Annotated in this window: 24 protein-coding genes; 11 read left to right on the top strand and 13 right to left on the bottom strand. The window is 42.0% G+C overall.

The features are described from left to right. The first annotated feature begins 203 nt into the window (after nt 1-203). Genes AAC006_RS20145 through AAC006_RS20120 form a run of 6 tightly spaced genes read left to right on the top strand, consistent with a single transcriptional unit; the run spans nt 204 to nt 8,311 of the window. A complete protein-coding gene (locus AAC006_RS20145; protein WP_339892365.1) occupies nt 204-1,439 on the top strand; it encodes a tyrosine-type recombinase/integrase in 1,236 nt (411 codons plus the stop codon). Next, nucleotides 1,440-3,071: a site-specific integrase gene (locus AAC006_RS20140; protein ID WP_287010640.1), complete on the top strand. Its 1,632-nt coding sequence runs from the start codon at nt 1,440-1,442 to the stop codon at nt 3,069-3,071. Beyond that, nucleotides 3,068-5,305, top strand: coding sequence for a hypothetical protein (locus AAC006_RS20135; protein ID WP_339349998.1), 2,238 nt, complete (start codon nt 3,068-3,070; stop codon nt 5,303-5,305). Before AAC006_RS20140 ends, AAC006_RS20135 begins: the two co-directional genes overlap by 4 nt. Beyond that, a complete protein-coding gene (locus tag AAC006_RS20130; RefSeq protein WP_287010638.1) occupies nt 5,302-5,688 on the top strand; it encodes a hypothetical protein in 387 nt (128 codons plus the stop codon). Before AAC006_RS20135 ends, AAC006_RS20130 begins: the two co-directional genes overlap by 4 nt. Then, complete coding sequence (locus tag AAC006_RS20125) at nt 5,688-6,131, top strand: hypothetical protein (RefSeq protein WP_287010637.1); 444 nt, start codon at nt 5,688-5,690, stop codon at nt 6,129-6,131. Before AAC006_RS20130 ends, AAC006_RS20125 begins: the two co-directional genes overlap by 1 nt. Beyond that, on the top strand, nt 6,131-8,311 hold the full coding sequence (locus AAC006_RS20120; protein WP_339350002.1) for an AAA family ATPase: 2,181 nt from the start codon (nt 6,131-6,133) through the stop codon (nt 8,309-8,311). Before AAC006_RS20125 ends, AAC006_RS20120 begins: the two co-directional genes overlap by 1 nt. An 11-nt stretch (nt 8,312-8,322) precedes the next feature. On the opposite strand, the gene AAC006_RS20115 is transcribed toward AAC006_RS20120, so the two are convergent. After that, nucleotides 8,323-9,420, bottom strand: a complete 1,098-nt coding sequence (locus tag AAC006_RS20115; RefSeq protein WP_287010635.1) for a hypothetical protein — start codon at nt 9,418-9,420, stop codon at nt 8,323-8,325. 358 nt (nt 9,421-9,778) lie between these two features. Then, nucleotides 9,779-10,576 carry a hypothetical protein gene (locus AAC006_RS20110; RefSeq protein ID WP_287010634.1) on the bottom strand — a complete coding sequence of 266 codons (798 nt, stop codon included), beginning with the start codon at nt 10,574-10,576 and terminating at the stop codon, nt 9,779-9,781. Between the two features lie 474 nt (nt 10,577-11,050). Between AAC006_RS20110 and nrdB the strand changes: the two genes are divergently transcribed. Both nrdB and yfaE read left to right on the top strand, forming a co-directional pair. Then, entirely contained in the window at nt 11,051-12,181 is a 1,131-nt protein-coding gene (gene nrdB / locus AAC006_RS20105) for a class Ia ribonucleoside-diphosphate reductase subunit beta (protein ID WP_339892363.1), read from the top strand. A 73-nt stretch (nt 12,182-12,254) separates the two neighbouring features. Continuing rightward, the gene (yfaE, locus tag AAC006_RS20100) at nt 12,255-12,527 is read left to right on the top strand and encodes a class I ribonucleotide reductase maintenance protein YfaE (protein ID WP_013784176.1); all 273 of its coding nucleotides are present in this window, start codon (nt 12,255-12,257) and stop codon (nt 12,525-12,527) included. Nucleotides 12,528-12,601: 74 nt separating this feature from the next. On the opposite strand, the gene AAC006_RS20095 is transcribed toward yfaE, so the two are convergent. The 6 genes from AAC006_RS20095 to AAC006_RS20070 form a co-directional block, all read right to left on the bottom strand. Then, the gene (locus tag AAC006_RS20095) at nt 12,602-14,089 is read right to left on the bottom strand and encodes a HAMP domain-containing sensor histidine kinase (RefSeq protein WP_339350007.1); all 1,488 of its coding nucleotides are present in this window, start codon (nt 14,087-14,089) and stop codon (nt 12,602-12,604) included. Between the two features lie 4 nt (nt 14,090-14,093). Beyond that, nucleotides 14,094-14,807 (bottom strand): response regulator transcription factor, encoded by a 714-nt coding sequence (locus AAC006_RS20090; RefSeq protein WP_129738223.1) that lies wholly within the window; start codon nt 14,805-14,807, stop codon nt 14,094-14,096. A 129-nt stretch (nt 14,808-14,936) separates the two neighbouring features. Beyond that, nucleotides 14,937-15,659 carry a spondin domain-containing protein gene (locus tag AAC006_RS20085; protein ID WP_339892361.1) on the bottom strand — a complete coding sequence of 241 codons (723 nt, stop codon included), beginning with the start codon at nt 15,657-15,659 and terminating at the stop codon, nt 14,937-14,939. Nucleotides 15,660-15,669: 10 nt separating this feature from the next. Next, entirely contained in the window at nt 15,670-16,374 is a 705-nt protein-coding gene (locus AAC006_RS20080; RefSeq protein ID WP_129738222.1) for a spondin domain-containing protein, read from the bottom strand. A gap of 210 nt (nt 16,375-16,584) precedes the next feature. Beyond that, nucleotides 16,585-17,112 carry a hypothetical protein gene (locus AAC006_RS20075; RefSeq protein WP_339350012.1) on the bottom strand — a complete coding sequence of 176 codons (528 nt, stop codon included), beginning with the start codon at nt 17,110-17,112 and terminating at the stop codon, nt 16,585-16,587. Nucleotides 17,113-17,120: 8 nt separating this feature from the next. Beyond that, the gene (locus AAC006_RS20070; RefSeq protein WP_339892359.1) at nt 17,121-18,866 is read right to left on the bottom strand and encodes a YHYH protein; all 1,746 of its coding nucleotides are present in this window, start codon (nt 18,864-18,866) and stop codon (nt 17,121-17,123) included. A gap of 279 nt (nt 18,867-19,145) precedes the next feature. Between AAC006_RS20070 and AAC006_RS20065 the strand changes: the two genes are divergently transcribed. Both AAC006_RS20065 and AAC006_RS20060 read left to right on the top strand, forming a co-directional pair. Then, nucleotides 19,146-19,418: a DUF1778 domain-containing protein gene (locus tag AAC006_RS20065; RefSeq protein WP_013784183.1), complete on the top strand. Its 273-nt coding sequence runs from the start codon at nt 19,146-19,148 to the stop codon at nt 19,416-19,418. Further along, nucleotides 19,415-19,912 carry a GNAT family N-acetyltransferase gene (locus tag AAC006_RS20060; protein ID WP_339892357.1) on the top strand — a complete coding sequence of 166 codons (498 nt, stop codon included), beginning with the start codon at nt 19,415-19,417 and terminating at the stop codon, nt 19,910-19,912. The genes AAC006_RS20065 and AAC006_RS20060 overlap by 4 nt, the downstream gene beginning before the upstream one ends. 39 nt (nt 19,913-19,951) lie before the next feature. On the opposite strand, the gene AAC006_RS20055 is transcribed toward AAC006_RS20060, so the two are convergent. The 5 genes from AAC006_RS20055 to AAC006_RS20035 all read right to left on the bottom strand — a co-directional run bounded on the left by AAC006_RS20055 (nt 19,952) and on the right by AAC006_RS20035 (nt 23,757). Beyond that, nucleotides 19,952-20,248, bottom strand: coding sequence for a hypothetical protein (locus tag AAC006_RS20055; protein WP_339892355.1), 297 nt, complete (start codon nt 20,246-20,248; stop codon nt 19,952-19,954). 173 nt (nt 20,249-20,421) lie between these two features. Further along, entirely contained in the window at nt 20,422-20,562 is a 141-nt protein-coding gene (locus AAC006_RS20050) for a hypothetical protein (RefSeq protein WP_288389403.1), read from the bottom strand. A 90-nt stretch (nt 20,563-20,652) separates the two neighbouring features. Further along, nucleotides 20,653-21,336, bottom strand: a complete 684-nt coding sequence (locus AAC006_RS20045; protein ID WP_339892353.1) for a hypothetical protein — start codon at nt 21,334-21,336, stop codon at nt 20,653-20,655. 448 nt (nt 21,337-21,784) lie between these two features. Continuing rightward, nucleotides 21,785-22,294: a hypothetical protein gene (locus tag AAC006_RS20040; protein WP_126873184.1), complete on the bottom strand. Its 510-nt coding sequence runs from the start codon at nt 22,292-22,294 to the stop codon at nt 21,785-21,787. A gap of 53 nt (nt 22,295-22,347) precedes the next feature. Further along, a complete protein-coding gene (locus AAC006_RS20035; protein WP_339892350.1) occupies nt 22,348-23,757 on the bottom strand; it encodes a serine hydrolase domain-containing protein in 1,410 nt (469 codons plus the stop codon). Nucleotides 23,758-23,885: 128 nt separating this feature from the next. On the opposite strand from AAC006_RS20035, the gene AAC006_RS20030 reads away from it, so the two are divergent. Next, nucleotides 23,886-24,738 (top strand): IS110 family transposase (locus AAC006_RS20030; protein ID WP_339892349.1); only part of this gene is annotated, 853 nt, incomplete at its 3' end.

Below are 24,738 nucleotides of genomic sequence, written 5' to 3'. Positions count from 1 at the left end.
AAGAAGAAGTGGTTATAGAAGAAGACGATGATTGTGCAGGCGGTGCGTGCAAAATATGACCCGTGAGTTATTTGATATGTAACACTTCTGTGGATAACATTTAGTTTTTTACAATAAAAACAAATGTTTAAACCAAAGGGGCTGCTAGCCCCTTTTTTATATTCTTTGACAAGATATTTTTTGCGTGTTATATATGTAACATTATGATGAATTATCAAGTCGAATACATACCTCACCCTCAGTACGGGAATCAACTTCTCCCGTTGTTGATTAATGTAAGGAAAAACGAACTCCCTGAACCTTCTGCTGCACTGTGGGGGTGGAGCTTATGGCTTAGCAACAGATTTAATACAGTTAAGGGTCGATTGCGAGACCTGTGCGTTTTTTATGAATACGTGGACAGACACTACCCACGTTTCTTCGAAGACGCGGCAGAATGTAAGATCATCAAAAGACGGCAAGTGAACGACCTTGCAACCTTCCTGCTGCTGAACTTTCAGTATGATATTGAAGATGGTATACAAGTCAGTCCCAGTACGTTCAATCGGCGTATCGATTCGATAAAACTTTTTCTGCAATACCACTACAGCCGATATATAGAGAAAATATCAGACATTGAGCGTGCCGATGCGCTTAGCCGAGAAGTGGCGAGAATTAACGCACACCTTGGCAAAAAGAAATATTCTTCAGCCGAGGTGGAAAACCAAACACAATCAGCAGAGCCACTCACTGAAGAACAAGTTAACTTAATCAGAGATATTGTGCGTCCAAGCGAGAATGATTTCATCAACGATGTCAATCCCTTTAGGCCATCTCTACAAAGGCGTAATGCTTGTCTTGTAATGTTGTTGTGCGAATTAGGCTGTCGAGCATCGGAACTAATGTTGATTAGGCACAATGGCGAGGATCTCAAACTTACTACCAACGCCACGGTTGTGATTAAAACACAACGCACTAACGACAGTGAGCACCGTGGACGAAGAGATGGCGCATCCCATAAAACACTGGGTCGTGAACTTCCGATATCTCAAGGATTGGCTGAATTGCTGATTGATTACATCGAAGAAGATAGACCGAAACTGCGAAAACCGTTTAATGGAAAACTGACTCCATATTTATTCGTGAGTGAAAAGGACGGAGGGCCAATGACGACAGATGGACTGGAATATGTCCTCGATAGCCTTTACCGCAAGATCCCCTCATTAAAAGACGCAGTGCACCCTCATCAATTTCGGGTAACAAGAGGTGGAGAGTTGCGAGACAGTATTGACACGGAGTATGACGGCTCCAATTCTCCGATGAAAAAAGCAGGCGATATGCAAGATACGTTAACTACATGGGGCGGTTGGTCATCAACCAGTTCAATGCCCAAACGTTACACGAATTCCTTATTGCAAAAGCGTATCAGAGAGTATTTAGCGAAAAAGGAAGCAGCATAAATGGGTCATGCACAAACGAAATACCTTAGCCCTCAAACCGTTGATGTTTATCAAGCTATGTACGACCATGTTGAAGAGCTGAACGGTGATTGCGACCCCTTCCCTAGCGAAATAGAAACCTTCCATGGGCAGACTTTAAAGCTAAGAAATGGCGATGGTCATCTAATCAAAAAACATCGTGTTATCAATGTAGGTAAGGATGAAAATACCTACAGTATAAGTGATAGTTATTCCAACCATTCCTATATCAACTTTATCGCTGCAAAGTGCTGGATTGATACCGCAATATCACGTTCACCTGCATCACTTAATCATCAGAGTTCAGGCTTCATCGCTCTTTCTGATATCATGTTGTCAGACAAAGCTTTCAGTAGTGAAAAAAACTTTGCTAAAGGAATTGCCTCTCAGTTATCTGCAATAATCCTCGCCAATAAAACCAACCAAAGAGTTTGGACTGCCATAAGACAATTCGCTAATTATGCAATTGAAAACTCTTACTGGGGCTTTGATGAGACGGTTATTTTTAAGCTTGATGAGGTGGTGATACCTAATAGTGGTTCCAAACAAAGAGTTTCTTTGCTTGATAACGAAAACGGGCCTTTCACACGCTCAGAAATAGCGCAAATATCGACGGCAATTCAAGACGGCAGATTATCATTAAAACACAAAGTAATGGTAAGACTCGCCATGAAATTTGGACTCAGGCCTATACAAATGGCGTTGCTCCGAGAAGAGGACGTGTATTACGACAGCAAAGTTTTTGCTTGGTTTATCAATATTCCTCGTGTGAAAGGGAAAGTTGCTCAGTTAAGACGAAATAAAAATAACTTCCTGTTGAGGCAACTACCACAAGAGCTGGCAGATGATATTCAGGAATTAATAGCAAACGAATCCGACAGGTCGCTATGCGACCTGGACGGCATTCGCCGTCCACGTCCTTTGTTTAAAAGAAGCGCTGCTAATGAACATTACTTAAAAGATAAAAAGCTATCTGATTATGCATGGCATCTAAGTTCTTCACGAATAACCAAGGCTTTTTCAGAAACAATCCAGACTCAGCTAGGACTGAACTCAGCTTATGTTAAAGATGAAGACGACAACCCACTCCCCTTAAAAATCACGGCTTACAGGTTCCGCTATACCCTTGGAACACGGATGGTATTGGAAGGAAAAACACCTGAAGAAGTCGCTGTTGCATTAGATCATTCTTCGACAGCATCGGTCTCTCACTACTTTCGGTACAACCGCGATCTTATTGATTTTATCGATGACACATTCGAATCATCGAAAGTGCTCTCAAATTCGGTTGCTCGCTGGGAAGGCTATATCATTGATGATGACGATGACACTGTTAAAGGCACGGTTGTACGAGGTAAAGATTTAGTCAATTTAGGGAAATGTCTCAAACAATCTCGATGCGATTGGCACCCCTCTGTGAGCTGCTACGGATGCGGCCAGTTCCGACCTTTCAAGAATGCAGATCATGAGTCTCAACTTAAGGTGATTGAGGCTGAGCGTGACTTCGTCCGCAACAACTCATCAGGGCCTGTGCAGCACCAACTGGATGAAGCTTACGAGGGAGCCTTACAGATTGTTGAAGCTCAGAAAATCATTGTCAGGGAAGTATCATGAGCACAATCATCCCGCTTCGAAATAAACGCCTAAGCAAGCAGTATCAGCAACTTCAAGAACGAGTTATAGAGCTTAAACAGCTTGCGCTTTCTGAGTTTGATGCCCTTGTAAAAGCAGGAAAGATTAAAGGAGCTTGGGATGATAAAACGTGGGTGTATCGGAACAGAACCATTTACTTTACGCGCCCCTACACAGAATCAGGCGATTTGGTAACGGGCAAGACACCAGAAGATAAAAAGATCCCCATCTCAGGCGTATGGGCTGATGTATATCGGCTATTCATTCTACATAAAATTAAAGGCCATAAAGGCGACCCAAAAACCATTTCTGGGCTTATGAGCCAAATAGTATGGCTGGGAGAGTTTTACGGTTACGAGATTTCATCACTACAGGCCCTCAATCAAGATAAGTTGGATGCTGTTATCCCAACTCTTGAGGCAAATTTTATTCGCAGAGGCCCTTTTGAGCGCTACAAGACCATCGTGAGTTTTGTTAAAAAATTCGTTGTAGTGAATAAGCTATGCCGATCCTTCGTGCCGAAGGTTAAAATGAAAAACCCAGCACTAGGAAAGGCCGATGCTACATCTGAAATTTCAGCTAATGCCAGAGATAAGAAACATGAAGAAAACATCGATATTTACATTGGCAAAATAAAGCAACGTTTTGAAGAAGACAAGCGCAGGTTAGCACGGGGGGAGCCAGCAAAATACCCTGAGCCAAAGCCCTATTATGACGAACTACGTCTTTTAGCAATGCCCTTTTTTCTTGCACTTGGCCTTCGCATTGGAGAAGTATGCAGATTACATAAGGATTGTATCGGTTACGATGAAGAGACTGAAAAGTGGTTCCTTAGGGTATTGACCGAGAAAGGTGAACTTGCCAACGCTCGTCCAGTGCCTCGTAAGTGGCAGGATGTGATCATCAAATCACATAAACGTATTATTGAAATAACTGAACAATTCAGATCATTTGCAAAAGACGTAGAAAACCGAAAAGAACAAGCGTTTGTTGATGTATTAGCCTTTCCAGATAGACACCCCATGATCCTAACTGCGTTAGAAGAAAACGGATACTCTCCTGAGGAGTATTTTTTAAGGAACGAAATTGGTACAACTGGTTCTATTCATCAATCAGGCATTACTTATAATTCATTAAGAATAACAAAGGACAAGGATGGCAATGAAAAAAGAGGAATTTATGCAGATTCGATAGTTGGTAAAATCATCGCCAAAACAAAGCCGGGAAGCAATACCTCGCCGAAAATAGTCATTTCAAAAGCGCAACTCGCCTCACAGGCCATGAATTATTACCGTGAATATCAACAGCGAGTATTTCATGAAAATGAAGTTGACGGCGAAGTCAGTGAAACAATTTCATCCACGTCTTATTCAGTTGATATGCCATTCAGTGACTTCTTATTCATTGTGAAAGATGACATGTTCAATGCAGGCCCATCATCCATTGGATTTGTGCCAAGACCAATGATAAAAACAGATCTAGTTAACTGGTTAATAGAAGATTCTTCTAAAAGTAAATCAGCGTTCAGACGCTACGATATCCGTGATGATAACAACAATATTGTGAATGTTACATCACACCAATTCCGGCACTGGCTAACCACTGCCCTACTTCGCTCCGGCAAAAATGAAAGTATGATCGACTTGTTCATGGGCAGAAAAGCTGGGCAAACACGACAATACGACCACCGTACAGCCAAGGAACGAGCTGAAAATATGAGATCTCGCTACATGTCTGAAACACCGCCCGATGATGTCTTAGGACGACGTGTAAAGCGTATGAGAGATAATAACGTTTGCGAAAGCGAGATTGAAAATGCGCTAAACCATACACTATCAGTCGTTCACTACACCCCATGGGGAACATGTAATCGCGACCTAGACGTAAGCCCATGTGAGAAAGGCATGATGTGTCTTCGGGGTGAGGATGGTAACGGCTGTCAACATTTTGGAATAGATCCTGATGATGAAGAAGCGAAGCAATCCATCATCAACACCAAAGTACATTACGAAACACAGTTGGCTGCACTGTTGCCAAATTACGAAGAGTTGTCTCACAAGCTTAACAAGCAAGAGCCATTGGATCAGCATGTCCAGTTTTGCATAGACACCATTAATGGCTGTGAGAGCGCTCTGAGGGCTTATGAGCGTGCAAAAGATGCCAAAGACAACCAAATACCAGTAGTACAAGTGTTCAGCCCCGAGGAGGCCTTATGAGTAAGTCCCCGCCTTGGCTATCCATAGCATTATCTAACCTTAGCTTCTTTGAGAATAATCCAGAATACAAACATGAGTTTGGGCACGACTATATTGCCGACCGCTGTGGCATTACTCGGATGACTCTCAATCGAAATAAGAAATACATGGCAGAGTACAAAAGGGTACGAGAAGTATTAAGAGGCTTTAAGTCCGAAGGTAAAAAGACATCAACAGATTATGAGGAAACTCTTAAGGAAAAAGTGAAAAAAATTGATGAGCTTAAGGCCGATAAAGCTGAACTCAAGCTCAGGTTAAATGATTGCTATCAGATTCTGGAAGATCATGGAATAGATCCTCAATTCATTTATCCAACCAAGATGAAAAAGCATAAGGAAGCGTAATGAGTAATCCGGCAGCCAAAGTAAACCTTGAACGATTCAACGCTTTCGTTGACGAAAGAAAAAAGCAAGGTGACTGGGAAGATTATACCTTGCCAAACCGACTCGACTTGAACAAAAAAATGATCGCAAGAGAGTGCGAATTTGATAGAAAACGCATTACTGAAAACTCGAAAATCAGAGCCAAATATGAGGATGTAAAAGCTGATTTAATCGCAAAAGGTATTTTGATTGAAGATATCAGAACCCCTTCAGAGCAGCACTCAGCTAAAGCAACAACTGGAAAATCTAGCGTTGATAAACGTATGCTTAAAAAATCTCAAGAAACCAACGCCGCACTTGAAGAACAATTATATAAAACCACAAAAGAGCTAGAAGAAACAAAAACCAAACTCAAGCGACTCACTGCGATTGAAGATTACTTGTTAGCGACTGGACGGCTTTAATGAATGTGTTTGAAGGCGAAATACAAATACGCAAAATACGCCGCCGTGGTGGTATCGGTGGCGTTATATTTTCAGCCGTAGCTGTCGGCAGTAATCAACGTTTTGTGGTAAAAGCGAACTACCAAACAGCTCGCTCCCCTAGCCTATTTAGAGAGATGCACATCTGGCATGTAAAAGGCCATGTCGAGCAAACCCCAATTAAGTGGAAAGATGGCACCACAGCGATTGAGAATACCATCACACCGATAAAGATGGACTTTGTTAAAGCGGCTCATGAAAACCTCAAGCGCTTATTGGCTGAATCACCTGACTTTAAAGGCATTAGTGAAATTAAAGCGAACAAGCTTGTAACCTTCTTTGGCGACACCCTTTATGACATCGCTCGAAATAATGATATTGAGCGTTTATTACCAATTGTGGGTGAGGAGGTTGCTCAACGTATTATTGCTGGACTGAATCAATATGAAGAGCTGGGAGCATTGCGTTTACTTGATGACTTAGGAGTGCCTCCTTACATTGGCGATTCAGTGATCACCATATGGGAACAGCAAGCGTATGAGAAGATCAAAATGAACCCATATTTCTTAACTGCATTCATGGCGGATTTATCGACAATCGATGCCTATGCCTTAGACCGTCTTAAAATGAAAGAAGATACACCTGAGCGCCTTATCGCTTATGCCAAACAGGTGATGTTTACTGGTTTTAATTCAGGTAATACGTGCCTTGAAACAACTAAAGTGAAATATCAACTTGACCGTATGCTTGGCAAAGCGCTTGGCACAAAGGCGTTTGACAAAGCTGTTGAACAAGACGAATTGGTCATTCACGGCAACCTTGTGCAAGTAAAAAGCATGAATATTGTTGAGTCTTCAGTTGCCAGTATCATCAAGCAGTTAAGTGATAAAACGTACAACCCTGCACTCGCTAAACGAATTGATAGTGTTATTGACTCCTTCGAGTTAGGCGTAGGCTTTTCACTCACAGAGGAACAACGAAATGCCGTACTGCAATGTTGCACTAATTCTATTACTTTACTCACAGGTGGCGCTGGTTGCGGCAAGACAACCGTCATAGAAGCCATCTGTTACGCCCTAGAAAGCTTAAATCAAACAAAACAAGTCATTCTCATGGCTTTAGCAGGTAAAGCCGCACAGCGCATTACAGAAGCGACAGGCAGAGAAGCACTTACCATTGCGGGGTTTATGCACAATGTAAAGCCTGAAGACATTGACGAAGACGCAGTGATAATCGTTGATGAAGCGTCTATGGTGGATGTCTTGTCGTTGCTTAAAGTATTAAAGCGTGTTCCAAAACGAGGGCGAATCATTTTAACGGGTGACCAAGAGCAGTTACCACCTGTTGGTGTTGGGCTTGGCTTACACGTATTGGTCAACTTATCTTTAGCCAATCCGCACCTATCAGTGGTTAAACGTCAGTCTGAAAGCTCAGGCATTCCAAACATTGCTTCTGCAATACGAAACTACCCAGCAAAAAAAATCGAAGTCCCGTTTACCCCATATCAAGGTTTAGGCAAAGGTGTCAGCTTTATCGATTGTGAACCTAGCAACATAGAAGCAATGTGCATGAAAGTCTACCAAGAGCTGGGCGGTAATGGCACCGATGATAGCGTGGTATTACTGTCATCAGTTAAGCACCAAGAAGGCGGCGTGGTAAACCTTAATAGCCATGTTTACGATAAGTTTGCCCTTGGTGAAAAGCTTACGCTAGCGCATATCGAGTTTGGAAATGTAAACCATAACATTGATGGCAGACCAATTAAGATTGGCGAGATGGTCATGTTCACTCGCAATGACTATAAAAAGGATATTCGTAATGGCTCAGTCGGTAAAGTATTAGGCTTTAACGATGAGGACGTCACCATTGACTTTGAAGGTAATATCGTTGAGCTAGACCTGAACGATTTAGTCAATATTGAGCGTGCTTATGCTATGACGGTACATAAATCTCAAGGCTCCCAATATGAACGAGTCATTGTCGTGGTTAAAAACAGCAGAAACCTTGATAGGCACTTGCTGTATACCGCCGTGACTAGAGCAAAACAGCAAGTGATATTTGTTGGCTGTAGAGATACGTTTCATTCAGCATTAGAAAAATCTAATGCATTGAATAGAAATACGTTACTAGCAACTCATCTCATGAGGTGCAATTTCAAATAATGATTGATTTGCTAATTAGTGATTTCGACAGTTAACTTGATTGATTCATTGGTATCTTTTACCTTCCCCACTAATATTGAAGGAGCATCTTTCCCGTAATAACTTGGCTCTACAGTATTTAGGTTTGTCTTTGATATTAACGACGGATTAAACTCTGTTTTTTCCAGTGCTTGATTCAGTAACCCTTGTAACTCACTACTTGAAAAAGGCATACCACCATCACTTGTTTGCTTGGTAGTCAATGATGAACCATTAACATCAATAACAACTTTATATTTCAAATCTGCTGGAAGCTCTTTAAATGCTTTTAAAGCAGTGCTGATTAGGTCTGTTGCAGCAGAAGTTCGAGCAAACGGTTTCCAGCGACCACCTTCCGTTTTTATAGTAACTACATTCTTTTTGACAGATATACCAAATCTCGAATAACTGGACGCCTTATTTAGTGATTTTTTGTATTCATCTTCGAAAAGTAACCCTTTGTCGTTAAGATCGATGTTTGCCGCTGAAAGTAACTCTTTTGCTCCGTTATCAAAGCCACTTAAGTCAAATGTGGTCGTAACTGGGTTGGAATTAAACGGTGTAAAACGAAGAGTCAATTCTCTTGAAGATGAAAGCTCTCGAATAAGCTCTCTCGTATTCTTAAGAAATACAGCCTTATTATTGGTTGATATGGAGCCTTTGAAATCATTAGCTGGCTCAGAATCAAACCTCAGGGTCAGTGTTCTGGAATCACCACGTTCGGTGTCTGGCGTTACACCTAGAGAGAAATAAGACTCTAAACTACCCTCTTTATATCGAAGAATTAGTTCAGGTGTCGCAACATCATTGACCCATGCTCTAATTGGTGATTGAGCCTTTAAGGACATTACCACGGTCTTAGAGTCATCAATGGGAGAAGTTTCTGTGCGAACCTGCCAGTCGCCCTTATCGCCTTCATTATCTTCCACATTGAAAGAAGCGACAAGCTTCCTTATCTCTGATTGCTGAGCACTAGGGCTGCTTATCTTTGATATCCTAGTTACCTCGGCTTTAAGCTCATCAACGTTCAATTCACTAGCCTGAGTTGAAGAAATCATAGCCAGTAATATTGCAATATTAATATTTTTCATACGAACATCCATGTATAACTTGTTAAGTTTAATATGTTTTATTGACAGGATACACTACACATCTAAATTAAGACAGCGCCTAAGGGAGAATGAGCAGCCAGCCTTTATTGGTCAGTGCTCAAGTGCGTAAGTTCCTCGATTGCAGATTTGTTAGATATCAATATCGCAAGTAAACGATCTATATCTAACACAATATTTCTTTTACTCTCATAGCATCTTGCCTGTGATAGAATTGTATGCTTCTCAACCAACTCTTTCTCCAAATAAATACACTCAACCGCTAGCTCTTCAACTTTACATTTTGGCATGTTTATCTCCTCATCTGATGGGAGAAATATACCAATCTTAACGTGTCATGTTAGGGGCCAGAAATTGATCCATCTCCGCCAAAATAGATATCGACAACTTCAGACGGATTGAAAGCATGTCTGCGAAGTTTTTTACCGTTTTTCGACTCAGATTCATATTCAAGTAATTGCATACCAAGAATTAACTGACTTACGTCGATTGCTTGACTCAACCATCTCCAATCAAAAATTGCAGGCTTTACCCCCTGATTTAATTGCCCGAACTCATTACACCAACCTTTAGCACTATGTGATTCAACCAATCCTCCTGTTAAGTGAAGTACAGGACGCCCTTCTCTAAAATCCCTTTTGAGATGATCCAATCTAGTCTCTTCATCTGATATTGAAGACCCTACTGACTCATATACGGTTGATATTTTTGACAATACGTCATAAAAACTAACAGATAGTTGACGTTCGAGAGCATTGTCATAGGACATGAATGCATGGTAACTGTGAAACCTATCTATAATTTTTCCAGTCCCTCCCCCAATTTTCTGCCCTTTTCCTGTAATTGCAGAATCAATGTCTCTCCAACTTAGTAGCGAATCAACTCCCAAAGCGTGCATTAAACGCTCCCTCTTGGAAAGATCCCCCTTCAATTTGCCATACTCTCTAATCGCACCCGATAACATAGCTTGAAAGAAACGTTCACGCCGATTTTTATGTTTGGCAGAGGGATAAGCAACCCACGACATGTATGTTGCGGCTCCTACTGAACTAAACTCAATTGGTTCAGATCTATGGAAGTCTTGATTTCTGCGATACTGTTTTAGCAGTTGAATACCAGCTTTTACAAATTCATCCAAAATACAAATATTTCCAATTTAAAAAATTGTGCTTTACAACAACATCAATTGCTGCGGGTTATTAGGGTACGCAGTACCCTAATGCTTAACTCTGCAATATAAAATAAACCTATCAGCATATCGGGCATAGTAACCTGCCATATTGTACAGATGCCAATTCCCTTCCTGCCAAACGCTTTTTAAATGTAACAGTTTCAGCCTCAAAAAGCCTAAAGTTTTGGCTAATATCAACCTATTTCACTTGGCTTTTTAGTGTTACACATATACACTGTGACACTATATATTGTGTCTTACAGGTAGAATTAAAATGAAAACCACATATAATCGTGGCTACAACCGACCCACCCACACACCTGTTACATTTTTTACGCGACATAACAAAATTTAGCACGCCCCCGCTTTTGCGAAATCGGTATCGCAGCAAGAACATAATAAATAAAACGCGTTTATCATTAAGTTTTTAGTTAGGCACTCATGAAATATACTACGTTTAATCAGCAAAGTACCAACCCATTGGTTGAACCTATGTTCTTCGGTAATCCGGTGAATGTAGCTCGTTACGACCAACAAAAGCATGCCATTTTCGAAAAGCTTATTGAAAAGCAAATTAGCTTTTTCTGGCGCCCTGAGGAAGTAGATGTATCTCGCGATCGTGTTGATTTTCAAAAATTAACCGACCCTGAAAAGCACATCTTTATTTCAAATTTGAAGTACCAAACCCTATTAGACTCGGTTCAAGGCCGCAGCCCTAATATCGCCTTTCTACCTATCATCTCGTTACCTGAGCTTGAGACGTGGGTAGAAACATGGTCTTTCTTTGAAACCATCCACTCTCGCTCTTACACGCACATTTTGCGTAACTTGTTTTCAGACCCGAGTGAAATTTTTGAAGACATTGTGGTTAACGATGAAATTAAGCGCCGTGCCGCCGACATTTCGAAGTACTACGACGACCTTATTTTTGCCACTCAATTGTGGCAAACACAAGGTGAAGGTGTGCACACGGTTGATGGCGTGCCACATACCATCAACATGTACGAGTTAAAGAAGAAGCTTTTCTTGTGCATGAACTCAGTGAATGCTTTAGAAGCCATTCGTTTCTACGTGTCGTTTGCCTGTACGTTTGCCTTTGCGGAACGCAAGTTGATGGAAGGTAATTCAAAAATTATCCGCCTGATTGCCCGTGATGAAAACCTACATTTGTCTTCTACCCAACACATTTTGAATTTGTGGGCACGAAACAAAGACGATCCAGAAATGGCGCAAATTGCCGAAGACTGCAAAGAAGAAGCACGCGCTATCTTCATGAATGCCGTTGAGCAAGAAAAAGAATGGGCTGATTACCTATTCCAAAACGGCTCTATGATTGGTCTTAACAAAGAAATTCTTTGTTCTTACGTTGAATACATTGCGAATCAACGTATGACGGCAATTGGCCTAGATGCACCATTTGATATCAGCAGTAACCCTCTGCCGTGGATGAATAACTACCTTAACTCTGACAACGTTCAGGTAGCACCACAAGAGTCTGAAATTAGTTCTTACTTGGTAGGTCAAATTGACTCTGCGGTGAGTGAAGACGATTTTGCTGATTTCGAACTGTAGCGCTAAGCTGATTTTAAGCGCTAGCGCTAACAGATCACACTATAAAAACGCTGAGAAGTAGCGCCAAAAAATAATGAGCACAGCTGATAAAACACTCCGCATCGACGTTGTTGATGTGGGGTGTATTTCTTCCCCCCCTGATACTACGCTTCTTACCGCCCTTGAAGCCGCTAACATCAATATTCACTACCATTGCCGTGAAGGTTTTTGTGGTGCGTGTAGAACTAAGCTGATTGAAGGCGAAGTAGAATATACTACCGATCCCCTCGCCTTTATTGATGATGACGAAATTCTTCCGTGCTGCTGCGTAGCCTTATGCCCGCTTAAAATCAAAGTGCCTCTATAAATCGAGCCTGCTGTAAATCGAATACCGTTATAAATCAAGCCCGCTATAATTTACCTACCGCGTTAAGCCCAACCTTAATGACTATTCGCTAACGTAAGTTCAAAACTAAAACACGTACCCTTCCCTAATTGACTCTCTACTCTCAAATCGGAATTAAGCAGTGCCATTAGCTTTTTACAAATAGCCAAACCTAAACCTGCGTGGCTACACGTATCTTTTTCTGTATTACTGGCCTGATACCTAGCATCAAAAATGTACGCTATTTCTTTATCGCTAATTCCAATACCAGTATCACGAATATCTACTCTAAGCTTATCGTTATGTAACACCACAGCAAGATCTATGCTGCCATTTTCCGGAGTATGGCGAATAGCATTGGCAATAAGGTTCGTAAGCACGCGCTCAAGCTTGCCAATATCAGCAAACACGTAGTATTCAAAGTGATCGGGAATAACTTTAATAGCGATATTTTTTTGTTTCGCGTCTAGTTCGAACTTCGCGGCCACATCATGCAGTAATTCGCCTAACGGGAAAGACTCTTGATGCAAGGTAACTTGCCCGCCTTCTAAATACGCAAGCTCAAATATTTGGTCGATAAGATGCTTTAAGTTTTTCGCGTTTTTAAGCGATACATCCACAAAATGCCTTCTATCTTCTTTAGATAAACTGTCTTCATTCAGCGCTAATGTTTCAATGTATCCTTGTAGGCTAGCCAAAGGCGTACGCAGGTCGTGTGATAAGTCGGCAAGCAGTACACGCCGCTGGCTATCAATTTTATTAAGTTGGTCGAACTGATTGTCTATATGGGTAAGCATATCGGTAAACGCACAGCCTAAGCGGTCTATTTCGTTGGCGCTGTTTCTGTTCCATGTAGCCAAATTAGGGGGTAGTTTTTCTCGATGAAAATCGGCTTCTTGTACGCGGTCCATATCATCGCTTAAGCGTCTTAAGGGCGTGGTGAAATATTTAAACAACACAAGCAACGCTAGCAAGAGTAAAAACAAACCAACAAACATAAATAATGCGACTTCGCGCATGCTCTGGCTATTTTGTAAATTCGCGATAATGGAGTCGTAACGCTCACCACCAATAATCACATACAAATAGCCTTGCAGTTGTTCGTTGTTATAAACCGGCGCCGCAGAAAATATTTTTTGCAGGCCAATGTTTCTTGGGTCGTCACCTTCAATGGGAAAGCCGCGATCGGTATTGATAAGCTGTTTTATAGGGGCAATATCCACCGCATCGGCTTTCACTTTTCCAGGCTCGGCCGAATACGTAAGAATGGTACCTTCAGGGTCTAAATAATAAAACTCAAAACTTGGCCCCAAAATCATTAGCGTATGAAAAAGGTTTCCAAGGGCTTCGTAGTCGTAAACCCCTTCCTTCAGTAACGGGTTATCACTAACAAGATGTTCCGCTAAGCCAATATGCAGTTTTTGTTCTGCTTCTTGTTGAGTACGTTTTTGTAATAAATTCGTGGAGTAAAAACAGGCAATCATCACCACCATAAATACGCCAACCAAGCACACGGCAAGGCGAGGATAAAAGCCGAATTTCATAGCGTTATACTCCTTGAGGATTAAATTTGTACCCTACACCCCATACGGTTTGTACAATTTGGGGCGCAGTGGCGTCGTTTTCTAATTTCGAACGCAGCCGATTAATATGTGAATTCACCGTATGCTCGTAGCCACTATGATGGTAGCCCCACACCGATTCTAATAATTGGCTGCGACTAAACACTTGCCCAGGGTGACTGGCTAAGTGATGAAGCAATTCAAATTCAGTGGCGGTTAGTACCAATTCTTCTTCAGATAAAAATACCTGATGATTTCGCTGGTCGATAACAAGGCGGCCTAGTTTTAACGGTGTATCTGTTTGTTGTTGCGTGGTTTGAGTTTGTTGCACCACATGATATTTGCGAAGCTGAGAACGCACCCTTGCCTGAAGTTCTCTTACGCTAAATGGCTTTGTCATGTAATCGTCGGCGCCAAGCTCTAACCCTAATACTCTGTCGGTTTCAGAGGTTTTCGAGGTAAGCATAATAATGCTTTGCATAGGCAAGGCATCTCGCACCTTGCGGCATATATCTAAGCCGCTCATGCTAGGCAGCATTACATCCAAAATCACAATGGCGTATTCATCAGACAACGCACATTCCAACGCTACTTTTCCGTCAGTTTGATGTTCTATTTCAACACCCAGTTCTAACAGATTAACCCGCATTAAATTTGCGATATCTTGGTCGTCTTCAACAATTAATATTTTGTCGGTCATTTTTGGGAAAGCCACAGTTCAAAAACTAATAGAACGATGGAAAAGCGTTAATCTTTCACAAGATTAACGCTTTTTATTTACCCGCCCGTTAAAGTAGACTTTAGTCTAAGTCTTGGGCATTATTTTTCATTACTCAGTTCGCGTAATTTGTATACGAATAACCGGGTTATCGAACTTATGTTCAACCGTTAACGCCGAGGTTGAAAGGCCGTCGTCCGAGCTCACCACACCTGGGTGCATTGAGATAAACCCTGTGTCGTCACGGCTTGGACTAAAGCCCTCTCCGTTCGCTGCAGGGCCTGGCACGGTTGCAGCACTTTCTGTGTTTGCTTCCGTACCTGCATCATAAGCTGGGCTAACAGTCGTATAGGTAGCGCCTACTTCAAGGTTGGCTAGGCTCCAACTGTTAATACCGGTAAAGGCATCGTTGGTATTTCCCAGCATGGCAGCAATAGTCAGGTTAGCGTCAGTGATATCGTCAATAGTGACACTAATGGTTTGTGAGTCGCCTGGGGTAATGGGGCCAACGCCGCCAGCACTTGCATCACCTAATGTTAAAAAGTCGGCTGAATCGCCTACTTCGGCAATACGCTCTAGTTCCACCGATGCAACAGCACCTACTTCCCACAACGTACCTTCGCTATGCAGCACTACCGCAGGCGGCGATACTGGCTGACCATTAGTTAAATTAGTTACGGTTACGTCGTACGATACCGGCACTGGATCGGGAATTTCAGCTGGCACTTCTACTTCTACAATTACTTCACGGGTATCGTCATCACCACACGCCGCAAGCAAAAAGGGTAACGTAAGTACCAATGCTTTTTTATAATGTTTGGCTAAATATTGCATAACAGCCTCCTTATCGTACGGTTACTGTTACTTTAGCTACTGGGTTCAACCAACGATGAACGGCGTTGTCTACATCACTTGCACCTTCCGTTAACGAATCGTCGCCAATGTTTCCGCGGTGAATATGTACGGTAGTGTTAGTATCTGCGCCTGCTACACCAGTTCCGCCGTTACCAAGTAATGGATCTAATGGTGGTGGTACTGGCATACCCGCCATACCTGGTTCACCGCTACCACGTAATTCGTCGTTAGCTTCTGTGCCCGCATCATAAGCATTAATGAAAACCGTATAAGTGCCAGCTTCTGTTGGAATTTCCCAGTTATCTAACCCGATAAAACCATCGTTAGAAGGAAGGATCATCGCTACTACCGACAATACAACATTGTCGTCGGCTGTCATTAAGTCGGCTGACGTAGACATGGTAGGCGCTAACAGCCCGCCTGCAGGATTAGCAATTACGTCTGCGCCGATAGCACTACCAATGGTAGCGATACCGTCTAAGCTGCCGCCTTCGGCCATCATTTGTAATTCAGTGCTGGCAGCTTCGCCTACTTCAAATAAGCTGGCATCAGCGGTGTGCGCCACAGCGGCAATAGGTGTGAAGTACAACCCGTGAGTTAAGTTCTGAATTTCTACTGTTATATCAGCAGCGAAACTTTGTTGGCTTGCAAACGCAAGCAATGCCGCTGCAGAAATTTTATTAAATCGCTTCATGATGTTTCCTTAGTAATAAATAGGTTTGTGTTAACGCCCTATCAATACTGAAAGAAAGATGTCACGAAAGTATCCAGAAAATGGGACAAAACTGTACTGATGACATAACAGGTTTGTAAAGAAGTGGAAGTTAGCGTGTGCAATATTAGCAGCGGGAAATTTTAAACACGGCCATTGGTTTTTATCCTCTCTGCCGTTACAGAATCCATACTATTTCAGTGTTACGCTACGGTAACTTCCTGCGGGTATCGTTCGATATTGAGGTTTACTAAAACTGCTGTGAATGTTTCCTAAGCTTTGTGGAAAGCTTAGCCCAATGCTTTCTACCTTTGATAACGTATGGGTGGCGTACATCACCACAGTCATTTTTTGCCTGTTCTCGTTTTCTATTACAGTAATGCCATCAATAGCTTGTTCAATGTTATTGACGCTTATTACCGTTTGCTTTTTTAGAATCGACGCAAAAAAGGTATCTTGGGCTTTAATGGATAGCCCCTTCGGCATAACGCTGTCTATATCACCGACTAAAAACGCGGCGCTATCACTTACTGCTGCTACCCAATGGGCTCTGTCGGTTTGCATCCGTATTTCTACTTGCCCGTCTCGCAATATAACTTGCGCCGTGGTTTCTTCAACCACATGAGCATTTGTTGCAAAAGAGAGTAGCAAACAAGTAAATGCAAACACCCCCTTCAGCAAGGCGCGTAAATACGATACTGAAAACAAGAATGTAGTCATGCACTTTCTCACGGCTTCTCAACCGTAAATTTACAAATAAGCGTATTACTGGTTTCTAAATCGTCGCCCCAAATTAACTTTGCACTTTCATCCCAACTTATAAGGTTGTAGCCATCTTTAGGGCTAACCATTTCCGCGCTATATTCGGTAGCATTTGGCCATTCACTTACATCAAACCCTGCTTTCTTCCACCCAGAAGGTGCTTCGGTACTAGTATAATCACACGGCGCTGTGCCAGCGGTTGGGTTTAATTCAGTTTCACACTGCTTATTTAATGGCGCTTCATGAAGTACCTTGCAATGCCAGGCGCTATTACTAACCGCAACCGTTTCATTGGTTGAAATATCGGTAAGCTGCATGATGAAGCCGCCATCTCCCATTTGTTGCCTTGGTGTACCAATATATTCAAGCCCAGTATCGTTTTGCTTAAAGTCTTTAATAACTAAATTGATAGTGAGCGGGTAATCGGCCGAAAATGTAACCTCTTCTGCGTTGAAAGAACGCTCGGTGGTAATAGGTACTGAATCTTCAACAATAAGTTGCTGGTTAAGATACGCCGCGAACCAATTGTCTGCCCATGCTTCAAGTTTAAAAGTATGGCTTTTGTTCACCATTGTAGTGTGTGTCGTTTTATTAACTTTTGCACTATTAGGGTCGTTTTGGCGAGGTGGCTTTCTATCACCTTTTGGTGGCGGTGGCGGAGAGTTGTCTTGTCTTCTGCCTGGTTCTTCATTTTGGCTTTGGTTTTGGGTTGGGTTTTGTTTTGAATCGGTATTGCGACAAAACGTACCCGTTTCTGTTACCCCGCCGTTACTCACCGTTTTTTGTTCAAAATCAAAACAGTTTGGCTTTAACGCATTCGGCGTGTAATGCACAAAGTAATCTTGGCCCTGATAGGTATAGGTCATAGAACGTTTACCAGTATCGGACACAGTATGCTTTAAATTTTCAACGCCATCTCTGGGAGGCGTTAAGTTATCTCGCATAGCATTCAGTGTTGTTGAAGAACCATCTTTATCGGTGCTGGTAAGCGGTGCTACTCTGGGTAGGTCACCTACATCAACATTTCCAACCAAACATTGAACGATATAAGGCGGCGCCTCTGACGTATGGTAACGATAACCAAATACATCATCAGCCTGACCGTTACAGTCATCCAGTGTGCCCTTTGTTATTTTACTACCATCTGGATTATCGTCTCCGTAAATAGGATACCCGTCATACGCCCATCCAATAATGGGGTTATTTTTACGATTCGCCATGGTTTCAATCATACAAGTAGGCGCCGCATGGTAGTGGTAATCGTCGCCCCGCCCTGCGTGACCACCACAGTTGTCTAACTGGCCTAATTTAACGGTATCAACGTTTTCGTTGTAGTGTGATAAATCAAGTTCGCCTTGAGATGAATAGTCGTATATAGGAACGCCATTAACGGCAACACCTAATGCAGCATCAATACTGGTTAATGATTCAGCTTTGGTAGGTTTAAGCTTTATGGGGGCTGCATAATCTAAAGCGGGTACCGGAATTTGTTCGTTGGTGCCCGTAATGCCATTCATCATATCGTGGCTAGGATAGGTACTAGAAGTTAAATAAGCATAGCTGTCGTCACATGTTACCTGTACCGACTTACTAAAACCGGCCTCTTCTACAGACGCTGATATGATATCGCAGTGCGCAGTATCGGGCTGATGGCAAGCTGATAGTGCGCCGCCACTTAAAAGTAACACTAAAAATAAATGATTGTGTTTCATGAGGAAAGCTCCACCGTGATGTCGCCACTTTTATGCTTAATTTGGCCTATTAATCATAGTGTAACAACAATTTTTGGAGAAACTATGGCGAAGACAATAATTTACAATATGATGAAGAAACCCAAGCGTAGGTCTACTTACTTCGCCTCAATAGCCGCGTGTCGAATTAATCTTTAATTACTTGTTCGCTTGCGTGCCAAAGTGACATCGAAATTGCTTATTCCACACTTTAAGACCATAATGCACATGTGACATTTTGACACAACAGGAGATAACATTATGGCTACTACTTTGCCTCGCATCACCGCTAGAGTTGATGTCGATACACAAGACTTACTTACAAAGGCTGCCGCGATTGCCGGCATGTCTAGCATCAACTCGTTTGTTCTAAGCGCTGCAATCGAAAAAGCTAAACAAGTTATCGAACGTGAACAGGCTTTAAAACTGAGCCAAGCTGACGCGATGTTGCTTATGGAAGCTTTAGACTGTACTGCAACACAGAACTCAAAACTAAAAGCTGCTGCTGATCGATACGATAGCAAAACTCAATGATGAATACGGTACTGCTAGATAAAGCTAAACACGATAGAAACCGATTCAACTGTGGCATCGAAGCTCTCAATAATTACTTAAAGGTAATAGCGAGTCAGCAAGCAAAGAAGGACAACACCAGAACGTTTGTTTTGGAAGATGATAGCGACAACTCACATGTCATCGGCTTTTACACGCTAACAATGACACCAATTGACTTACAGGCATTGCCTGATAAGTTACAAAAAAAGCATCAATCATCCACTTCTGGTGGTCTGATTGCCCGTCTTGCTGTCGATGACCGATACAAAGGGAAAGGCTTTAATGAGTGGCTGCTTATCGACGCACTCACAAAGCTATTAGCCGCTAGTGATAGCGTTGCATTTCCAGTTGTTATTGTTGATGCCAAAGACGGAGCAAAACATTTCTATGAACGCTATGGTTTTCAGGCATTTCAAGACGCTGAAAACAAACTCTTCATTTCCATTGCAGATGTGAGAGCAAGCTTAGGCTAGTTAACCGCTAGCCTTTAGTCGCTTGATTGACTTATAGCATTACTCTTTAATGTACCAACCTTTAGATTTAAGACATGAAGCATTACCGCTAAAAAATGATAATAACTGGACGCTTGCAACGGTTACATCTTCTTTATGTGAATTTTTGTCTAAAGTTGTGCCAGTAACACTTTCTCTAGCTTGTAACGCACAATCACTCACTTCTTTGCGAAACAGTTCATTATCGGCACTCATCTCACCGAATTGGTCATGTACAACAATTGGTGCCGATGTAGAACATGAACACATCGTAAGTAATATAAGGGGCAAAGAAAAAACGCTAATTTTTGAAGCCATAACCTTTCATCAAATCCTTGTAATGCTAACACCCCGCTTAATGGTAATAACACGTGGGCTAAATTTTGGAGCGAAGCGACTTAATAGTCGTCCGCGTAAACGGTATGGGTTCAAAACTCCTCGGCAGATTAAGAATGACGATGCATGATCAATTTTGCACTTGGGAGTTGATACTAAGCGTTTTTAAACCAACCATTTTGAGTTGTAGGTGGACCAACTAACCGGTCAAGCACAGGCAACTTCCAATTCCAGTACTTTTCATGGGCATACTCTGAAGGGAAGTAACCTTCAAAAGAGTCGGCCCACTTATCCAAGACGCGAAGCCTTCTCTTTATGCCGCGTACTTTTTCTTTAGATCGATTGATACTAATTCGTCGCATGATCTTATTCGGTCGGTTAACGCCTCAATCAGCCGACACGTTAGTGGTCTGCTGGATTGATTTGTTAGCATTTTCCTCGGTTAGTAAACATATACCCAACCAAATAAACCAAACAATTTGTGATACGCCAAATATTTCAGTAAATAGTTTGTCAGGATAAATAGTTGCAATGCCCGCTATGCCTACAAAATATCCGAGATAGTTAAGTGACCGGGGTAATCTGCCCTCTTGTATAGCTGCTACGCTAATCAATAGAACCCAAAGTCCGCCAACTAATTCATTTCCACCACCTATACTTTCTGTTATCACTGAAACGATTATCCACATATCAAGGGCTTTTTCTGGATTTGCATCCATCAGATTGATTGCATGATCAAGCCCGATATTCGAAATCATTCCACTTGCGATCACCAGACCGACCCAAATGCCCCCGAATAGAGATCCAATAGTAATTAAGGGATTAACTTTATGTTTAAGCCTCTCATACATACCAATAACGAGTATTGCCAGAAAAATGCCAAACACCACGTACATTAGAAAATAGATCATTGAAAATAGAAGTTGATTTTCTGCCATGTAAGTCATTTTTTCGACTGGACTACCATCAACCGGATATGACCAAAAAGCACCAAAATACACAAAGGCTGCTATGTAAATAAGCCCTTGGAAAATTGCTGCGATACCAGCTAGTTTTTGTAGACCCTTCATTTGGCAAAACTCCGTTTGTTGTATTGCTAACTTCCAAATATGGGGCGTAGACACGTGCGCGAAAATAGCGAAGCCGCGCACGTGTCTGCGTCCCAACGAGCGGCAGCGAGTGCCATAAATTGTTTGTTATATATACATTGCAACTACGAAGAGAGCGAATGGTGCGAGAAAAAATGCGCTTAACCTAATAAGCCTTTGGGACTTTTCCGCGGTAGCAACGACTAAAAGATAAATATTAGTAACCACAATGAAAATTACAAAAGAGACAAGTAAGCCCCAAAAACCAAATTGGCCTAATAATGTCACTGAAACAGCGGTTGCTGGTAATGTGGCTAAGCCGACTAACCACTTATTTGAGTAATCCATTTAACTTAATGTTTCTTCCGTATGTATAACTTCCCAGGAGAGTTCACCCATAAAAGTGGACACTGGTTTTAATTGTTATGTTTCATTGTGTATGCAAGTACATTGCAAGTCCAAATAACACTAAGCCCGGTAACATGGTTAAATTGGAAATTCGGTGGTATACATGCTCATTGTTTCTTTTGTCATAGTGATCTACCACTTCTGAGACAAGCCCCACGGCCATGAGCAGCATAGATGCATACATCACCCATGCAGCCTCATCTTTAAGATGATAAACAGTTTCACATCGGCGACAAATTTTCACCGCGAGATCATTTTCAAAAACTCCGATGCCGCCAAATACTATTACTCCAATGGACAGAAGGATATTTTTGAGTTGTTCCCAAATAGGAACCTCATTTGGAACATACACATCTACCGTTTCACCCTTTTGCTCTCTCTCTACCCCTGATTTAGTTAAAGCAATTGAGCGAGAAGTGATTTCGTCATTTAAAACTTTAAATTGTAATGGAAAAGCTTTCCGATCTATCGTTTCATGAGCTTCAAGAAGTTCATCGATTGAATAAGACTTGTAATCGGGGCCGATGCTCACTTAATCCTCCATGAAACATAACGCAAAGCTAAGAGGCTGGCGATAGCCTGTCCTTACTTGAGCGTACTGTTATGACCGTAATTATCACTCACGTAATCACTTTTAAAACTACCATCAATAGTTAAAGATTTGCTAAAAGTACTTTTCGCAGTCTCGCTATCTCCTTTCGATAAATAGGCGAATGCCAAACTGTCGTAGGCCTGCGGTGCATTGGGAAACAATGAAACTAAATATTCGAACATATCAAATGCTTCGGTCCATGATTTTGTACTAAGTAGTTCCATTCCTACTTCATTAATTGTTCTGCCGATGAATCGACTGTAACCATTGTCTTTATAAACCTGTTTGAAGTGTTTATAGAATTGTTGTTTTCCTTTTGATTGATAGTACTTAAAGGCAAAGTTTTTTTCCAATTGTCTAATTGGTTGATACTCACCATTTTTGATGTAAGAGTGTATTCGACCAGAAATGCGTTCGGCAACTAAGTGATCAGTGTTTGCCAGAACAACTATTTCATAGCTAGTGTCCAAATCTACTTCCGCGGCTGCACTGACGCCCTGACCACCTCCATATGCGCCCCAATGGGAGCCGTCCATTGCAAATAAATGGCGATTAATCGCGTTTGAGTTCTTTAATAACTTATTGCTATAGAATAACGCTCGATAAAATCGTTGCACATCCTCAACAGTCGATTCAATGCCGCCATCGGGACTAGGGTGTTCAATAATACCGACCTTCCTCAAATTGCCATTGTACTGGAATGTATATCGGACTGACTGATATTCATGAGAATTAACCGGCCTGAAGGTCGTTGAAGACATCTCAACCCGATTGAAGATATTGTTTTTGAGTAGTTCTTCGAAAGGCTTTCCAGTTACTTTCTCAAGAATCACTCCTAATACCACATACCCATAATTTGAATATTTTCGATCAGTCCCAGGTGTATATAAAAGGGGGCTTTTTATCAATATCTCTATTTTCTTGTTTAGAGTATCAAATGCAAGTTGATTCTGACGATATTCAGCCACAAAGATATCAGCAAAGCCTGCACTATGATTTAGTAGCTGCTCAATCGTGATTTTATCAGCATCAGGTTGTTTGAACCCCAACTCGAAGCTAACTAGTTTATCACTTAACTTTAATTTGCCAGCCTCAACCTGTTGCAAGATCAAGACCTTGGTAAAGTCTTTCATGATGGAGCCAAGATTAAAGCGACTTTGAATGCTGTTGTTTATTTTTTCTTCGACATTCTGAAAGCCATAAGATGACGCAAACTCCACCTCATTATCTTTAGTTATCAGTAATGCGCCGGAAAACCAGCCCATCTGCTGGTATTGCATGGCGATGCTGTCAGCAATCGTTGCGAGACTAACAGATTTATCTTGCTTTATATCCTCACTGTCCAAAGCCAGTGAAGAACTGGCAAAGAATAAAAGAAAGATTAAAGCTAAATTTTGAACCATTTGGCGGAATCCTTTCTGTCATAGACACAATGACTCCCTGAGAAATGCTAGCCTCCGCATTTTCGTGGGTTAGCTGAAAGCCAGTGCCATAATTAGTTTGCTTAAGACTAAATCATTTGGAGGCTAGCATGAATAAACATAGCATGATTTTTATAGGGTTGGATACGCATAAAGAGTTTCACGAAGTGGCTTATTGTGAAGAGCAGCGTGGAGCAAGTGCGGTGCACTATGGCCGCATTCCTTCTTCAAAAGTCAGCGTTAAAAAGCTTATCCGTCAGTTTGAATCGAAATATCCTGGGGCAACAATTCACGTGGTGTATGAAGCAGGGCCGTGTGGCTATTGGATTTATCGGCTGATAACGAGTTTAGGGCATTGTTGTTATGTCGTCGCGCCTTCTCTTATACCCAAAAAGCCTGGAGAACGAATTAAGACTGACCGCCGTGATGCACTTAAATTAGTGAAGTTGCTAAAGTCGGAAGATCTTACACCCATTTATGTGCCTGAGCCGGAGGATGAAGCTGTTCGGGATTTATCCCGCGCCCGAGAAGCAGCAATGAAAGATTTAAAAGAAGCTAAGTACCAGCTTAAAGCCTTACTGCTGCGCAACAACATTCGTTATGAAGGCACTGCCAACTGGTCGAAGAAGCACCTTCGCTGGCTCACTGAACTGATTTTGCCTCATCCGGCTCAGCAAATTGTCTTGCAAGAACAGTTGCAAACCATAGAAGAGCGCATTCGTCGGCTAGAAAGGCTAGATAATGAATTAACCCATCACGTTCACCAGTGGCGGTATTATCCTGTCGTTAAAGCGATTCAAGCCATGCGTGGTGTGAGACTGCTAGTGGCGGTTGGGGTTGTTGCTGAGCTTGGTGATTTAAATCGTTTCGACCACCCTAGAAAGCTCATGGCTTATTTAGGTTTGGTACCAAGCGAGCATTCCTCAGGCGGAAAACGGCACTTAGGCGCAATAACCAAATGTG

The sequence above is a fragment of the uncultured Alteromonas sp. genome (genome assembly GCF_963976965.1).
Taxonomy (GTDB): domain Bacteria; phylum Pseudomonadota; class Gammaproteobacteria; order Enterobacterales; family Alteromonadaceae; genus Alteromonas; species Alteromonas naphthalenivorans.
This window is presented reverse-complemented; position numbering and strand designations above follow the sequence as displayed.

What these genes read in the sequence shown, in the direction of transcription:
- AAC006_RS20115 (WP_287010635.1), bottom strand. Translation starts at nt 9,420, where the DNA reads ATGAAAAATATTAATATTGCAATATTACTGGCTATGATTTCTTCAACT.
- AAC006_RS20070 (WP_339892359.1), bottom strand. Translation starts at nt 18,866, where the DNA reads ATGAAACACAATCATTTATTTTTAGTGTTACTTTTAAGTGGCGGCGCA.
- nrdB (WP_339892363.1), top strand. Translation starts at nt 11,051, where the DNA reads ATGAAATATACTACGTTTAATCAGCAAAGTACCAACCCATTGGTTGAA.
- AAC006_RS20120 (WP_339350002.1), top strand. Translation starts at nt 6,131, where the DNA reads ATGAATGTGTTTGAAGGCGAAATACAAATACGCAAAATACGCCGCCGT.
- AAC006_RS20095 (WP_339350007.1), bottom strand. Translation starts at nt 14,089, where the DNA reads ATGAAATTCGGCTTTTATCCTCGCCTTGCCGTGTGCTTGGTTGGCGTA.
- AAC006_RS20080 (WP_129738222.1), bottom strand. Translation starts at nt 16,374, where the DNA reads ATGAAGCGATTTAATAAAATTTCTGCAGCGGCATTGCTTGCGTTTGCA.
- AAC006_RS20035 (WP_339892350.1), bottom strand. Translation starts at nt 23,757, where the DNA reads ATGGTTCAAAATTTAGCTTTAATCTTTCTTTTATTCTTTGCCAGTTCT.
- AAC006_RS20075 (WP_339350012.1), bottom strand. Translation starts at nt 17,112, where the DNA reads ATGACTACATTCTTGTTTTCAGTATCGTATTTACGCGCCTTGCTGAAG.
- AAC006_RS20145 (WP_339892365.1), top strand. Translation starts at nt 204, where the DNA reads ATGATGAATTATCAAGTCGAATACATACCTCACCCTCAGTACGGGAAT.
- AAC006_RS20060 (WP_339892357.1), top strand. Translation starts at nt 19,415, where the DNA reads ATGATGAATACGGTACTGCTAGATAAAGCTAAACACGATAGAAACCGA.
- yfaE (WP_013784176.1), top strand. Translation starts at nt 12,255, where the DNA reads ATGAGCACAGCTGATAAAACACTCCGCATCGACGTTGTTGATGTGGGG.
- AAC006_RS20135 (WP_339349998.1), top strand. Translation starts at nt 3,068, where the DNA reads ATGAGCACAATCATCCCGCTTCGAAATAAACGCCTAAGCAAGCAGTAT.
- AAC006_RS20085 (WP_339892361.1), bottom strand. Translation starts at nt 15,659, where the DNA reads ATGCAATATTTAGCCAAACATTATAAAAAAGCATTGGTACTTACGTTA.
- AAC006_RS20090 (WP_129738223.1), bottom strand. Translation starts at nt 14,807, where the DNA reads ATGACCGACAAAATATTAATTGTTGAAGACGACCAAGATATCGCAAAT.
- AAC006_RS20125 (WP_287010637.1), top strand. Translation starts at nt 5,688, where the DNA reads ATGAGTAATCCGGCAGCCAAAGTAAACCTTGAACGATTCAACGCTTTC.
- AAC006_RS20130 (WP_287010638.1), top strand. Translation starts at nt 5,302, where the DNA reads ATGAGTAAGTCCCCGCCTTGGCTATCCATAGCATTATCTAACCTTAGC.
- AAC006_RS20140 (WP_287010640.1), top strand. Translation starts at nt 1,440, where the DNA reads ATGGGTCATGCACAAACGAAATACCTTAGCCCTCAAACCGTTGATGTT.
- AAC006_RS20055 (WP_339892355.1), bottom strand. Translation starts at nt 20,248, where the DNA reads ATGGCTTCAAAAATTAGCGTTTTTTCTTTGCCCCTTATATTACTTACG.
- AAC006_RS20065 (WP_013784183.1), top strand. Translation starts at nt 19,146, where the DNA reads ATGGCTACTACTTTGCCTCGCATCACCGCTAGAGTTGATGTCGATACA.
- AAC006_RS20045 (WP_339892353.1), bottom strand. Translation starts at nt 21,336, where the DNA reads ATGAAGGGTCTACAAAAACTAGCTGGTATCGCAGCAATTTTCCAAGGG.